The organism is Arthrobacter sp. YD2 (assembly GCF_030410475.1).
Lineage (GTDB): Bacteria > Actinomycetota > Actinomycetes > Actinomycetales > Micrococcaceae > Arthrobacter_B > Arthrobacter_B zhangbolii.
Genome location: NZ_JAUHHB010000003.1, coordinates 24,455 through 37,041 on the forward strand (window position 1 = coordinate 24,455; position 12,587 = coordinate 37,041).

The 12,587-nt window shown below is 66.3% G+C and carries 15 protein-coding genes; 3 read left to right on the forward strand and 12 right to left on the reverse strand.

Annotated features, from left to right (window positions below; translation table 11 throughout):
• Window positions 1–1,215 carry an MFS transporter gene (locus tag QWJ37_RS11170; RefSeq protein WP_227904497.1) on the forward strand — a complete coding sequence of 405 codons (1,215 nt, stop codon included), beginning with the start codon at window positions 1–3 and terminating at the stop codon, window positions 1,213–1,215.
• 15 nt (window positions 1,216–1,230) lie between these two features.
• Here QWJ37_RS11170 and QWJ37_RS11175 read toward each other — a convergent pair whose 3' ends face one another.
• The 4 genes from QWJ37_RS11175 to infC all read right to left on the reverse strand — a co-directional run bounded on the left by QWJ37_RS11175 (window position 1,231) and on the right by infC (window position 4,268).
• A complete protein-coding gene (locus QWJ37_RS11175) occupies window positions 1,231–2,139 on the reverse strand; it encodes an RNA methyltransferase (RefSeq protein WP_227904495.1) in 909 nt (302 codons plus the stop codon).
• Window positions 2,140–2,161: 22 nt separating this feature from the next.
• Window positions 2,162–2,809, reverse strand: a complete 648-nt coding sequence (gene rplT, locus QWJ37_RS11180) for a 50S ribosomal protein L20 (RefSeq protein ID WP_227904492.1) — start codon at window positions 2,807–2,809, stop codon at window positions 2,162–2,164.
• Between the two features lie 121 nt (window positions 2,810–2,930).
• Complete coding sequence (gene rpmI / locus QWJ37_RS11185; protein ID WP_146363238.1) at window positions 2,931–3,125, reverse strand: 50S ribosomal protein L35; 195 nt, start codon at window positions 3,123–3,125, stop codon at window positions 2,931–2,933.
• A gap of 105 nt (window positions 3,126–3,230) precedes the next feature.
• Window positions 3,231–4,268 carry a translation initiation factor IF-3 gene (gene infC / locus QWJ37_RS11190; protein WP_290245732.1) on the reverse strand — a complete coding sequence of 346 codons (1,038 nt, stop codon included), beginning with the start codon at window positions 4,266–4,268 and terminating at the stop codon, window positions 3,231–3,233.
• 478 nt (window positions 4,269–4,746) lie between these two features.
• On the opposite strand from infC, the gene QWJ37_RS11195 reads away from it, so the two are divergent.
• Window positions 4,747–5,064, forward strand: coding sequence for a DUF1844 domain-containing protein (locus QWJ37_RS11195; RefSeq protein WP_227904615.1), 318 nt, complete (start codon window positions 4,747–4,749; stop codon window positions 5,062–5,064).
• A gap of 85 nt (window positions 5,065–5,149) precedes the next feature.
• Here the strand turns inward: QWJ37_RS11195 and QWJ37_RS11200 are convergent, their stop codons facing one another.
• The 8 genes from QWJ37_RS11200 to QWJ37_RS11235 form a co-directional block, all read right to left on the reverse strand.
• A complete protein-coding gene (locus QWJ37_RS11200) occupies window positions 5,150–6,463 on the reverse strand; it encodes an MFS transporter (RefSeq protein ID WP_227904490.1) in 1,314 nt (437 codons plus the stop codon).
• Between the two features lie 34 nt (window positions 6,464–6,497).
• A complete protein-coding gene (locus QWJ37_RS11205) occupies window positions 6,498–7,346 on the reverse strand; it encodes an SseB family protein (RefSeq protein WP_290245316.1) in 849 nt (282 codons plus the stop codon).
• A gap of 2 nt (window positions 7,347–7,348) precedes the next feature.
• Window positions 7,349–8,098 (reverse strand): bifunctional 1-(5-phosphoribosyl)-5-((5-phosphoribosylamino)methylideneamino)imidazole-4-carboxamide isomerase/phosphoribosylanthranilate isomerase PriA, encoded by a 750-nt coding sequence (gene priA, locus QWJ37_RS11210; RefSeq protein ID WP_290245317.1) that lies wholly within the window; start codon window positions 8,096–8,098, stop codon window positions 7,349–7,351.
• 23 nt (window positions 8,099–8,121) lie between these two features.
• Window positions 8,122–8,280 (reverse strand): hypothetical protein, encoded by a 159-nt coding sequence (locus QWJ37_RS11215; protein ID WP_227904483.1) that lies wholly within the window; start codon window positions 8,278–8,280, stop codon window positions 8,122–8,124.
• A 5-nt stretch (window positions 8,281–8,285) separates the two neighbouring features.
• Window positions 8,286–8,924, reverse strand: a complete 639-nt coding sequence (gene hisH, locus QWJ37_RS11220) for an imidazole glycerol phosphate synthase subunit HisH (protein WP_227904481.1) — start codon at window positions 8,922–8,924, stop codon at window positions 8,286–8,288.
• A complete protein-coding gene (gene hisB / locus QWJ37_RS11225) occupies window positions 8,921–9,538 on the reverse strand; it encodes an imidazoleglycerol-phosphate dehydratase HisB (protein ID WP_290245318.1) in 618 nt (205 codons plus the stop codon). The genes hisH and hisB overlap by 4 nt, the downstream gene beginning before the upstream one ends.
• A gap of 115 nt (window positions 9,539–9,653) precedes the next feature.
• Window positions 9,654–10,754 (reverse strand): histidinol-phosphate transaminase, encoded by a 1,101-nt coding sequence (locus QWJ37_RS11230; RefSeq protein WP_290245319.1) that lies wholly within the window; start codon window positions 10,752–10,754, stop codon window positions 9,654–9,656.
• 181 nt (window positions 10,755–10,935) lie between these two features.
• Window positions 10,936–11,301: a LysM peptidoglycan-binding domain-containing protein gene (locus QWJ37_RS11235; protein WP_227929019.1), complete on the reverse strand. Its 366-nt coding sequence runs from the start codon at window positions 11,299–11,301 to the stop codon at window positions 10,936–10,938.
• 486 nt (window positions 11,302–11,787) lie between these two features.
• Here QWJ37_RS11235 and lexA point away from each other — a divergent pair, with 486 nt between their 5' ends.
• Window positions 11,788–12,537, forward strand: a complete 750-nt coding sequence (lexA, locus tag QWJ37_RS11240; protein WP_290245733.1) for a transcriptional repressor LexA — start codon at window positions 11,788–11,790, stop codon at window positions 12,535–12,537.
• Window positions 12,538–12,587 lie beyond the last annotated feature (50 nt).

Genomic DNA, 12,587 nt, shown 5'->3' on the forward strand with positions numbered 1-12,587 from the left:
ATGACGCCTAAAACCCATCGTGTCTCCCTGGCCATCACAGCCCTGGCCGCAGGCGGCTTCGCCATCGGCACTACCGAATTCGCCATCATGGGCCTGCTTCAGGAGATGATCGCCGAGCTGGGTGTCTCCGTCCCCGAAGGCGGCCACGTTATCTCCGCTTATGCCCTCGGCGTCGTTGTCGGTGCGCCGCTGCTTGCGGCGGCTGGAGCCAAGATGCCGCGCAAGTGGCTGGCCCTGGGGCTCATGGCGTTCTTTGCCGTCGCGAATCTTTCCTCCTTCATCGCGCCGGATTACGGGTGGCTGCTGGTCACCCGCTTCCTCTCGGGCCTGCCCCACGGCGCCTTCTTTGGCGTGGCTGCCGTGATCGCTGCGTCCCTGGTGGCGCCGACCCGGCGCGGTTGGGCCATCTCCATGGTCATGCTTGGCCTGAGCATCGCCAATGTGGTCGGGGTGCCGTTTGCCACCTGGCTGGGACAGCTGGCCGGCTGGCGCTGGATGTTCGTCCTGGTCGGCGCCATAGCCCTGCTGACCGTCGCCCTCGTCGCCTGGTTCGTTCCGTTCCAGGCCACGCACCCGGATGCCAGCATCCGGCGCGAACTCAGCGCCCTGCGCCGGATGCAGATGTGGCTCGCCCTGCTGGTGGGTACCGTCGGCTTCGGCGGCTTCTTCGCGGTCTACACCTACATCTCCCCCACCATGACCGAGGTGGCCGGCTTCTCCATGGGAGTGCTGCCGCTGATCGTGGGCCTCTACGGCGTGGGACAGGTAGTGGGAAACATTGTCGGCGGACGGATCGCGGACCGCTCGGTGATGGGCAGCATCTACGCCGTCCTGGCGGGCACCGTACTGATCCTGGCCGTCTACGCCTGGGGCGTCCAGTACAAGGCCGGAGCGATCATCCTGGTGTTCCTGGTGGGTGCGATCGGTTCGGCCCTGACACCGGCGCTTCAGACGCGGCTGCTCGATGTCTCCCCCGGCGCGGCATCGCTGGCGTCGTCGCTCAACCACGCGGCATTGAACATGGCCAATGCCCTGGGCGCCATGGCCGGCGGACTGGTAATCGCGTGGGGCTGGGGCTTCCGTTCACCGGCCATCGTGGGTGCCGTGCTCGCCCTGCTGGGGCTGGGAGTCGCCCTGCTCAGCGGGGCACTGGACCGGCGTCGTATGGCCGGTGATCCCGCCCCAGGTGCTGCCGAAAAGGCGCTGCAGCGCTAGGGCAGGTCAGCCGCCTCAGTTGTGCTGGGCACGCGCCGAGGCATAGAGGCATACGGTGGCGGCGGTACCGACGTTCAGGCTCTCCGCACTGCCGTAGAGCGGCACGGCCACCCGGTAATCGGCGGCGGCCAGTTCTGCGTCGGAGAGGCCCTGCGCTTCGTTGCCGAACAGCCATGCGGTTGAGGCTTCAAGCCGCGGCAGCGCGCCGTCGTCCGCGCCGGCCGGGATACTGCCGCCCGCGCGCCGTACCGCGCTGAGGTCCTGGAGCCGGTCCAGGTTGACGTTCCCGTAGCCATCGGCGGCCAGGACCGTCGCGCCTGCGCCTTTGAGGGCAGCGACGGTTTCGGAAAAGTCTGCACCGGTAATGACCGGCAGATGGAAGAGTGATCCGGCGGTGGAGCGCACCGCCTTGGGATTAAAAATGTCCACGCTGGATGCGGTGAGCACTACCGCATCGGCGCCGGCGGAGTCCGCGGCGCGCAGGACGGTGCCGGCGTTGCCGGGGTCGCGGACCTCGCACAGCACTGCTACCAGCTTCGCGCCGGATGCCAGCACGTCGGCAAGGGTGGCGGTGGAGATGGCGCAGACAGCGACAATGCCCTGCGGCGTCACGGTGTCGGCCATCGCGGCCAGGACTTCGTCGGTGGCCAGGCGCAGCACGGTCCCGCGGGCCAGATCGGCCAGCTCCGGCAGGCGGTCAAGGCATGCCTGTGTTGCATACACTTCGTGCACGACGGCGGGGCCGCCGGCAGCGGCAGCCGCCCGGTGCGCGGACAGCGCTTCCCGGACGGCCTGCGGCCCTTCAGCCAGGAAGCGGCCGGTTTTTAAGCGCGAAGAGCGCCCGGCAAGCTTCGCCACATCTCGGACCCGATCAGCTCGGGGGTTGGACATAAGCGGTGCCTGCGGGCGCCCTTCGTGGTTCATCGTCTTTTAGAGACCGATTCCCTTAGCCCTGGAACTTCTGGCGGGATTCGCCGCCAGCCGGCTCCAGGCCTGCAGCCTTGGCTGCTTCCACGGAATCGAACCAGTATTCAGCAACGGTCTGCTCGTACCAGGTGGAACCCGGGACGTGGTACTTGCCCGAACCCAGGTTGCCCTTGATAACGAAGCCTTCGGGGGCGTCGCCCTCGGAAGCCTTGAAGCCACCCTTGGCGGAGGCTACGGCAGCGGCCGGCTTGGCGGCGGGAGCAGCCTTGGCAGCCGGAGCAGCCTGGGCGGCGGCCGGAGCCGAGGTGTCGGACGGCAGGGCGTCCTTGGCAATCTGGACCAGCGCAGCGAAGGCAGCGGCGTCGTTGACGGCCAGTTCGGCCAGCATACGGCGGTCAACCTGGATCTCGGCGAGCTTCAGGCCCTGGATCAGGCGGTTGTAGGTCAGGCCGTTGGCGCGGGAAGCAGCGTTGATGCGCTGGATCCACAGGCGGCGGAAGTCGCCCTTACGCTTGCGGCGGTCGCCGTAGCTGTACACAAACGAGTGCAGCAGCTGCTCTTTGGCCTTACGGACCAGGCGCGAACGCTGTCCGCGGTAACCCTTGGCGCGCTCGAGAATAACCCGACGCTTCTTGTGGGCGTTAAGCGCCCGCTTCACACGTGCCACGTGCGTACTCCTTTTGGTAAATCTCCCCGACTTGGTAAGTCACTGCGCCTGGACGGCCCAGGAGCGGGGAAAGTTTTGATGGGGTGAAACCGGCCCGAACGGGACGGCTGTCGGGGATTAGTTAGATGCCCAGCATCTTCTTGATGACCTTGGCGTCAGCCGGTGCAACGAGCTTGTCGTTGGCCAGGCGGCGGGTCAGCGTGGAGGGCTTGTGCTCCAGGTAGTGGCGGCGGTTGGCCTGCTGGCGCTTGAGCTTGCCGGTACCGGTCAGCTTGAAGCGCTTCTTGGCGCCACTGTGGGTCTTCATCTTCGGCATGTCTACCGATCTCCTTTAGGTTTCCGCGGGCAGGCCCGCGGGGCTTTCGACACCTGGGCAGGTGTCAGGGCTTTATTACTGTTGCCAGGACAGCGTGCAGGAAAACTACTCTGCAGTTCCGGGCTTGTTCGAGCCGGACGTTCCCCGCGGGGACGACTTGCCGGCAGGCTTGGGGGCCGCAGCAGGCTTGGGCCGGGCAGCCGGCTTGGGCGGTGCTGCAGGCTTTGCCGCGGAAGGCTTCGGGACCGCTGCGGGCTTCGGAGCAGCAGCAGGCTTGGCAGCCTCCGCCGGCTTGGCGGGAGCGGCTTCAGCGGCCGGCGCGGGGGCCGGCTTGCTGGCAGCGGCAACGCGGCGGGCCTCGGTGGCGGCCTTTTCAGCAGCAGCTGCCTTGGCGCGCTTGGCGGCCTGCTCCTTCTCTGCCTGCTCCTGCTCTGCACGGGCCTTATCGGCCTCGGCAGCGGAGGAGCCCAGACGAAGACCGTCCGGCAGGAGGTCGGCAAGGCTCTGAGTCATCGGAGCCTTGTCCGCCGAAGTGTCCACCCGTGCAGGTGCTTCACCGTTCCTGGCAGCCTCGTTGGCAGCCTTGGCATCTGCACGCTGCGTGGCGCGGCGTGCTTCCGCCTTGGCTTCGGCCTTGTTCTTCAGCGGGCCGATGACCATGACCATGTTGCGGCCGTCGATGCGCGGCGTGGACTCAACCACACCCACCTCGGCGACGTCCTCGGCGAACTTGTTCAGCAGCTTCATGCCCATTTCGGGGCGCTGCTGCTCACGGCCGCGGAACTGGATCATGGCCTTGACCTTGTCACCTGCGCCCAGGAACCGCATGGCGTGGCCACGCTTGGTTTCGTAGTCGTGGGTGTCAATCTTCAGGCGGAACCGGATTTCCTTCAGAACGGTGTTCGTCTGGTTCTTCCGGGCTTCGCGTGCCTTGACGGCGGCTTCGTACTTGTACTTGCCGAAGTCCATTAGTTTGCACACCGGGGGCTTTGCCTGCGGTGCTACCTCAACAAGATCCAGGTCGGACTCGGCTGCAAGGCGGAGTGCGTCCTCAATGCGGACCACGCCTACCTGCTCACCTGCCGGACCTACCAGCCGCACCTCGGGGACGCGGATCCGATCATTGATTCTTGGCTCGCTAATGTTGCAGCTCCTGTGTTGTTCAAAACGGCTACCGCCTGCAACTGAAGAAGGCCCCCAATTGCAAGCGCAATCGGAGGCCCGTAGGAGGGTCGGCGGTAACTGTCTCGAAGCCGGTTCGAGGCAGTTAGCTCCCGGAACGGTTCAGCCGCTTCGGGAAGTCCGTGGACTTTCCTGCTGCTGGCCCGTCGGGGCCGACCTGAACCCGGCAACTCTGCGGCCTTTACAGGCAGTCAGGCTGACGCGGGTGGGAGGGGACTCCGCTTGCATACCGGTTACGCCGCCTTCAGGAGAAAGTGTGATTTTCATCCCGCCCGTTGAGGGCATTGAAAGTAACGACAACCAGTCGGTCTGTGACAAGCTTACCAGTATGAGTACCCCACAGAGCAATCCGGCAGGGGAAGCAACCCGCCACTCCTTCCCCGGAACAACCGAAGAGTCCGAAACCGCTGCAGCTGCACAGCAGGAAGTCGCCGACCAGATGCGCGACATCGCCGAGGTTCCGGCCGTCGAGGTCATTACGACGGCGGCGGTCCACCTGATGAGCGCAGCAGCCGTCAAGTGCGGCCTGGCCGAAGGCGACGACGCCGAGGCCCTCAAGGACCTGGACGAGGCACGGAAACTGATCACCGCCCTGGCCGGCTTTGTCACGGCTGCCGCGCCGGAAATCGGCAGCCAGCACGCAGGACCGTTGCGTGACGGCCTGCGTTCCCTGCAGCTTGCCTTCCGCGAAGCGTCGGTAATCCAGGACGCGCCGGGCAAGGGCCCGGGCGAGAAATTCACCGGCCCCGTCAGCTAACCCGCTCCGCACCCCTTAGCGCCCGAAGAGTTTCACCTGGTGAAGCTCTTCGGGCGTTTTAATGCCCGGGGCCGGCATGGCAGGCCTAGCGGACGGGTGCGGAACGCAGGAACAGCCGGCGGGCGGACAGCGTTGCCAGCACCAGCACCGCTGCAGCACCGCCGGCCAGCAGGAAACCGGACCAGGGCCCGATCACGTCAATGGCCAGGCCCGCCACGGGCGCACCCAGTGCGGTACCAGCCGTCATGGAGGAGCCGTACCAGCCCATGGCTTCACCGCGCCGGTTCTCGGCCACCAGATCCGCCACCCGCTCCGAGGCTGCGGAAAGTACCGGGGCGCAGAGCAGGCCTGCGGGAATGGATAGCAGGGCCAGGCTCAGGGTGTCCGTGGCGAAGGCCATCGGCATGGTCAGCACCGCCATGGTCAGCAGCAGGGACATCGGCGAGAAGCGGCGCTTCATGGCGCCGTAGACAATCCCGCCAATGGCTGAGGCGGCACACCAGGCCACGAAAACGATGCCGACCTCGGAGGGATTTCCGCCGGCTTCCACCGAGGCCACAATCCCGACGTCGGTACTGGAGAGCAAAAGCCCTGCACCTATGGCAACGGCAAACACCACGGCCACTGCCGGGCTGAACCAGGTGAAGTTCCCGGCCACTCCGTGACGCAGCCGCTCGAACATATTCTGCGGGCCGTCGGGCAGGCCCGCACCGGTAAGCTCCATCGGCGCTTCCTGGATATTTGCCGGCGCCACCGCCACAGCGGTGGCCGCCGCAGCCTCCTGCTCGTCAACTGCGGTCACAGCCTTCTCAGGTTCCGGGGAACGCGTGGGCGGGTTGAACCAGATCAGCAGGAGCCCGGCCACGGCCGCGGAAAGTCCCACCGCGGTCAGCCCGATCACGGAGGATATCTGCGTGGCAATCACGGCCCCCAGCGCGGGGCCCATCATAAAGATGAGCTCGGTGGCGATGGAGTCGAGCGCAAAGGCGGTACGCCGCTGTTCGCCGGTGGCCAGCACACCGAGGGACTGGCGGACCACACTGAAGACCGGGAGGGTGAACACTCCGCCCACCAGTGCAAGGACCAGCAGCCACTCAAAGCTCACGTGCGGGGCCGTACTCCAGATCACTGCCTCGGCGATGACCGACGGGATCAGGGCCTTCCGGAGCCCAATGGTGTCCACCCGCCGTCCCCGCCAGGGAGCGCCCACGGCGATGCCGATGGTGACCACGGCTGCCACGGCACCTGCGGCCGCATAGCCCCGGTCCATGGTGTTCACTACATGCAGGGTGAGCAGGACGCCCGCCGCGGAATGCGGAAACCGGGCGATCATTCCGACTATCAGCAGGCGGCGGATCGGTGCGATCCGCAGCATTTCGCGGTAAAGGCCAAAATTCACGGCAGTTCTCTTCCGGCGGGTTACGCCTGACGGGTCAGCGGGTGATTTTGATGTCCAGGGAATCCACGCGCTCAACAAACTCGGGGTTGGCAGTCAAACGCTGTTGCAGGGCGGCCACAATGGCCTGGATGTCCTGCGGACCAAGTCCGGGCGCAAGCTGGAGAATCATTCTAAGCTCCGGGCCGGCCCCTCCCCCGCCCACCGGTGTTCCGTCGGCGGTCCTGGAGGCGGTGCCCTGCCCCTGCTGCAGCGTTACCGCCAGGATCTGCGGGTCCGGCCCGGCGGCCGCTTCGGCCATCTCCACCAGGGCGGGGTCGGTGTAACACGGCACCCAGTCGCGCTGCTGGCCGAGCGCCCACATGGCCGGGCGGCGGACCACAAAAGTGAAATCCGCTCCCGGGTCGACCACCAGCAGCTGGGCATCCTCCGAAACAGCGGAGAGCGCTGCCCGCGGCGTATACACGGCCACCGGCCGGGCTTCGGAGTGCCAGCGTTCCAGTGCCTCAACCGACGTGAATACCGGCAGTGCCTTGCGTCCGTCCGGCGCGGTCAGGGTGACCAGCGCCATGTCCGCCTGTTTATCGGCCGTGAGTCCGTGCTCGGATTCGGTTTCCTCGCCGAGCACGGCCACAATCGGGACAAACACGCGGGCGGTGGCGAGGGAGGCCACCACCTCCGCTTCACTGCCGGTGCCGGCGATCAGCTTGGCGACGGCGTCCACGTAACGGGGATTGGCCCGTCCGTCATCGCTGTCGAAATTGTGGAGCGGATTTCCCTCACCGGCCAGGTCCCGGCCTGCCCACGGCTGCCCCGCCGAATCAGTGGGGCCGCCGGCGCCGGCCAGTGCCGCAGCGATATGTCCGGGCAGTTCGCGAGCAGCCATTCTCAGCGGTCCGGGTGCCCGGCGACGTCAAAGGCCTGCGGCAGGGTGAAGGCACCGGCGTAGAGCGCCTTGCCCACAATGGTTCCTTCCAGGCCCAGGGGAACCAGCTCGCGCAGGGCTGCCAGGTCATCCAGGCTCGAGATGCCGCCGGAAGCCACCACGGGGCGGTCGGTACGCTTCAGCACCTCGCGCAGCAGCTCGATGTTCGGTCCGCGCAGCGTGCCGTCCTTCGTCACGTCCGTGACCACGTAGCGCGGGCAGCCGGCTTCCTCCAGGCGGGCCAGCACCTCCCAGAGGTCGCCGCCTTCCTTGGTCCAGCCGCGTGCCGCCAGCGTGGTGCCGCGGACATCGAGGCCGACGGCGATGGCCTGGCCGTAGCGGGCAATGGCGCTGGCGGTCCACTCGGGGTTCTCCAGTGCAGCGGTGCCGAGGTTGACGCGTGCCGCACCGAGTTCCAGGGCCTTGTCCAGTGACTCGTCGTCGCGGATGCCGCCGGACAGTTCCACCTTGATGTCCAGGGATTTCACCACGCGGCTGAGCAGGTCCAGGTTGGAGCCGCGGCCGAAGGCGGCGTCCAGATCCACCAGATGGACCCAGTCCGCGCCGTCATTCTGCCAGGCAAGGGCGGCATCCAGCGGATCGCCGTAGCCGGTCTCGCTGCCGGCTTCGCCCTGCACAAGGCGCACGGCCTGGCCGTCAGCCACATCAACGGCGGGCAGGAGTTCAAGGACGGGGGTTTCGCTGAAGGGCATCTCTTGTGCTTTCGGTGGTGGGGTCAGGAGAGGTTAAGGGTCAGCAGGTAGGCACCCAGCAGGGCCATTCCGGCCAAAACCCAGAAACTGATAACAATAATTTTGGACATGCCCTGGCTGCGGAAGGACACCGCACCGCCAATCAGCAGACCGGCCAGGCCCATAAGAACAATGCTCCACATAGCCGCTAGCCCAGTGTCTTCAGCCAGTTGTTCAGCAGCGCAGCGCCGGCTTCGCCGGACTTTTCCGGGTGGAACTGGGTGGCTGACAGGGCGCCGTTCTCAACGGCGGCAATAAAGGGTCCGCCGTGGTCCGCCCAGGTGACCTGGGGCGGGCGCATGGCAGGCTGGGTGACGTCGAAGTCCCACTTCTGCACGCCGTAGCTGTGCACGAAGTAGAACCGTTCGTCCTCGAGGCCCTCGAACAGCGCTGAACCTTCCGGCGGTGTCACGGTGTTCCAGCCCATGTGGGGCACGACGTCGGCAGCAAGCCGCTCCACCACTCCGGGCCATTCGCCCATGCCCTTGGTGCGGACGCCGTGTTCCACGCCCTCCTCGAAGAGGACCTGCAGGCCCACGCAGATGCCCAGCACCGGGCGCCCGCCGGCAACCCGGCGGCCGATCATACGGAGGGCATCCACGTCTTTGAGTCCCTGCATCACGGCCGCGAAAGCACCGACGCCGGGGACCACGAGCCCTTCCGCGTTCAGGACGTCATCGGGCCTGGCGCTGAGGGTAACGTTCGCCCCGGCATGCTCAAGGGCGCGGACGGCTGAGCGGATGTTTCCGGAGCCGTAGTCCAGGACGGTGACGTTGCGGGCACTCACAGGGCGCCCTTCGTGGACGGAATTCCCTCTACCCGCGGATCCGACTCCACGGCGGCGCGAAGGGCGCGGGCGAAGGCCTTGAACTGCGCTTCCACAATGTGGTGCGGGTCCCGTCCGCCCAGCACCCGCATGTGCAGGCAGATCTGGGCGTGCAGGGTGATGGCTTCAAACACGTGCCGGGTAAGCGAGCCGGTGAAGTGCCCGCCGATCAGGTGGTATTCCTGTCCGGCCGGTTCGCCGGAATGCACCAGGTAGGGGCGTCCGGAGATGTCGACGACGGCGTGGGCCAGCGCCTCGTCCAGCGGAACAGTAGCCTCGCCGAACCGGCGGATGCCTGCCTTGGTGCCCAGGGCGGTCTTGAGCGCCTCGCCGATGCTGATGGCGACGTCCTCGACCGTGTGGTGGACGTCGATGTGCGTGTCGCCCGTGGCCCGGACGGTGAGGTCCATCAGGGAGTGCTTGGCCAGCGCGTTCAGCATGTGGTCATAGAACGGCACGGAGGTGCTGATATCTGCACGGCCGGTGCCGTCCAGGTCCAGTTCAACGAGGACGGACGATTCACTCGTGGTCCGCTCAAGGCGGGCAGTGCGTCCGGTAGCGGTCTCCACAGTCATGGGGTTCCTTCAGGAAGGTCGGGGTCGGAGCAATGGACAAAGCTCCGGCAGTTTCTCAGTTTAGTCCCGGTGCGGCCGGGTCCCGGAATCGGGGCGGCCGCGGACGGCGGGCCGTTCAGGCCGGAAGCAGGGACCGCAGCACGCTAAGGAAGGTATCCGTTTCAGCTTCCGTGCCGGCCGTGACGCGGAGATGGCCCTCAATGCCGATGTCCCGAACCAGGACGCCGGCTTCCAGCAGGCCTTCCCAGATAGCGCGGGGGTTCTCCATGCCGCCGAAGAGCACGAAGTTTGCGTCCGAGGGTGCGGGGGCCAGTCCGAGGTCCGTCAGCTCCCGCACGATCCGGTCACGCTGGGCTTTGATGTCCTCCACATTGGACAGGAGGGCATCGGCATGGGTCAGCGCGGCGTTGGCCGTGGCCTGGGTGATGGCCGAGAGGTGGTAGGGCAGCCGGACCAGGCGCAGGGCATCCGCAATCTGGGGTGCTGCAGCCAGGTATCCGATCCGAGCCCCGGCCAGGGCAAAGGCCTTGGACATGGTGCGGGAAATGATCAGGCGTTCCCGTCCCGGCAGCAGCTGCAGGGCGCTGGGGGTATCGGCGTGGGAGAACTCGGCGTAGGCCTCATCAACCACCACGATGGCGTTGGACGCTTCGCCCGCTTCGTAGGCGGCTTCGATGACGTCCAGGCCAAGGGCCGTTCCCGTGGGATTGTTCGGCGTGCACAAAATGATGATGTTCGGTGCCTGGGCACGAATCTGCGCGCCGGCCGATTCCGGGGTCAGGGAGAAATCCGCTTCCCGTGTGCCGGTGACGTAGGCGGTGCCGGTACCGCTGGCTAGCAACGGGTACATGGAGTAGGTGGGCGGGAAGCTCATTGCCGTCCGGCCGGGACCGCCGAAAGCCTGCAGGATCTGCTGGAGAACCTCATTGGAACCGTTGCCTGCCCAGATGTTCTCCGGCGCCAGCCCGTGGCCGAGGTACCGTGCCAGGTTTTCCCTCAACTGCGTGAATTCCCGGTCCGGGTAGCGGTTCAGCCCGCCGACGGCGGACTCCACTTCGGCAACGATGGCCCGGCGCACGTGCTCGGGCAGTCCATGGGTGTTTTCGTTGACGTTCAGCAGGATCGGCACATCCAGCTGCGGGGCCCCATAGGGCGTCAGGCCCCTGAGGTCATCGCGCAGGGGAAGTCGGTTCAGGTTTTCCAGCTGTTCACTCACCAGTACAGCTTAAGGCGCTGCGGGGACAGTTCCGGAATCCGGGCCGCCTGCCAGCACTTCTAAGTCCCTCCATGAAGAACGTTCCCTAGGCGGAGACCGGTCCCCTAATAAAGACCAGTCCGCGAGCCTGAGGCAGGGGACGGCTCCCGCATGCAGCACGCAGGAGCCCGGTTCCCGAAGGTCAGCGCGTCACCGGGATGTAGAGCTGGCGGCCGGCCGGCACAGTGGCATCATCCAGGTTGTTCAGTTCCACGATGTCGGCAACTACGGTGCGGGGATCCCGGTCAGGGGCGAATTCCGTGGCGAGAGACCACAGGGATTCCCCGTTCGAAACGCTCACCTGGATAGTGCGGGTCTGCTCCGGGGAGTTGCCCGAGGCCATGGCCGGTGCGGTGAAGAATCCAATGAAGACCAGCAGGGCGGCCGAGGTCAGCATCAGCGGTGCTCCGACCAGGAGAAGCCGGCCCCGGCGGGTGAGGCGCAGAGGCGCCTGGGACAAAGCGGGTGCGGCTGCAGAAGGAACAGCGGGAAGTACGTGTACTGACATGTCAATACCTTTCCGGTCCGAAGCGCAGAGCTGCCGCCGTCCGCCCGCAATAAGCACGGGAGGAAACACTGCGGCTCGAAACTGCATTCGAACATCTGGTGGAGCCACCGAGGTGTCGGCAGCCCGGACTCGAACGTATGTTCTAAGTTGTACTCGAACATTTCTAGCACCTATCTACGAACAATGTCGAGACTCGCTCGAATATATGTTTGATAAACGTGCTGCGCTCCCCTAGCGTTGAACCCATCGGAAGCGGCTGGAACCAACTAACCATCCGCCTCTGACAAAACGGCCGGGACCGGACAAAGACCGGGCTGCAGCACCGCCCGGACAGAACCAGACCGCCAGATTCAAACCGCCAGAACCGCCAGAACCAACCGGCCCGCAACCGCGGGCCGTCCGTGAAGGGAAGCCGACGTGGCCCGCAGGACTGTTTCCAATGGCAGCACCCCTCCCCCTGCCGCGCCGGCAGGCCGCTCCAAGGGCCTGACTGCGCGCCAGACCAAGATCCTGGAAACCATCCAGCGTTCGGTTAGCACCAACGGCTACCCGCCGTCCATGCGCGAAATAGGCGACATTGTCGGTCTGGCGAGCCTTTCCAGCGTCACCCACCAGCTGACCCAGCTGGAGAAACTCGGTTACATCCGCCGCGACCCCAAGCGCCCCCGGGCCATGGAGATCCTGGTTCCGCTGCTGCTGCGCGATGCCGGGTCCTCCCGCAACGGCGAGGCCGCCGGCACTGAGTCCGCAGGCACCTCCGGTTCCGGCAATGCCGGCACACGTCAAAGCTCCGCGCAGGACGGGTCCGCTACCGGCGTGGCCGGCTCAGGCAGCGCGGTGGCAGACCTCACCACGGCAATCGACACTGCCATGGTGCCCCTGGTGGGACGGATCGCCGCAGGCGGGCCCATCCTTGCCGACCAGCAGGTTGAAGAAGTGGTTCCCCTGCCCCGCCAACTCGTGGGTCACGGTGACCTGTTTATGCTCCGGGTTGCCGGTGACTCCATGGTCGATGCGGCCATTTGCGACGGCGACTGGGTGGTGGTGCGGCGCCAGCCCACCGCCGAGAACGGCGACATCGTCGCAGCCCTGCTGGAGGACGAGGCCACGGTCAAGACGTTCCGCCAGCGCAACGGGCACACCTGGCTGCTGCCGCAGAACACGCGCTACGAACCGATTCTGGGCGACGAAGCGACCATCATGGGCAAAGTCGTATCGGTTATGCGTTCCCTCTAAGCTCCAGACCGAAATGCCCACAGGGACTAAACAGCAGTGCCCCGGCTACC

What these genes read in the sequence shown, in the direction of transcription:
- QWJ37_RS11215 (WP_227904483.1), bottom strand. Translation starts at nt 8,280, where the DNA reads ATGTGGAGCATTGTTCTTATGGGCCTGGCCGGTCTGCTGATTGGCGGT.
- QWJ37_RS11195 (WP_227904615.1), top strand. Translation starts at nt 4,747, where the DNA reads ATGCGCGACATCGCCGAGGTTCCGGCCGTCGAGGTCATTACGACGGCG.
- priA (WP_290245317.1), bottom strand. Translation starts at nt 8,098, where the DNA reads ATGCCCTTCAGCGAAACCCCCGTCCTTGAACTCCTGCCCGCCGTTGAT.
- QWJ37_RS11170 (WP_227904497.1), top strand. Translation starts at nt 1, where the DNA reads ATGACGCCTAAAACCCATCGTGTCTCCCTGGCCATCACAGCCCTGGCC.
- hisB (WP_290245318.1), bottom strand. Translation starts at nt 9,538, where the DNA reads ATGACTGTGGAGACCGCTACCGGACGCACTGCCCGCCTTGAGCGGACC.
- QWJ37_RS11235 (WP_227929019.1), bottom strand. Translation starts at nt 11,301, where the DNA reads ATGTCAGTACACGTACTTCCCGCTGTTCCTTCTGCAGCCGCACCCGCT.
- QWJ37_RS11175 (WP_227904495.1), bottom strand. Translation starts at nt 2,139, where the DNA reads ATGAACCACGAAGGGCGCCCGCAGGCACCGCTTATGTCCAACCCCCGA.
- QWJ37_RS11205 (WP_290245316.1), bottom strand. Translation starts at nt 7,346, where the DNA reads ATGGCTGCTCGCGAACTGCCCGGACATATCGCTGCGGCACTGGCCGGC.
- rpmI (WP_146363238.1), bottom strand. Translation starts at nt 3,125, where the DNA reads ATGCCGAAGATGAAGACCCACAGTGGCGCCAAGAAGCGCTTCAAGCTG.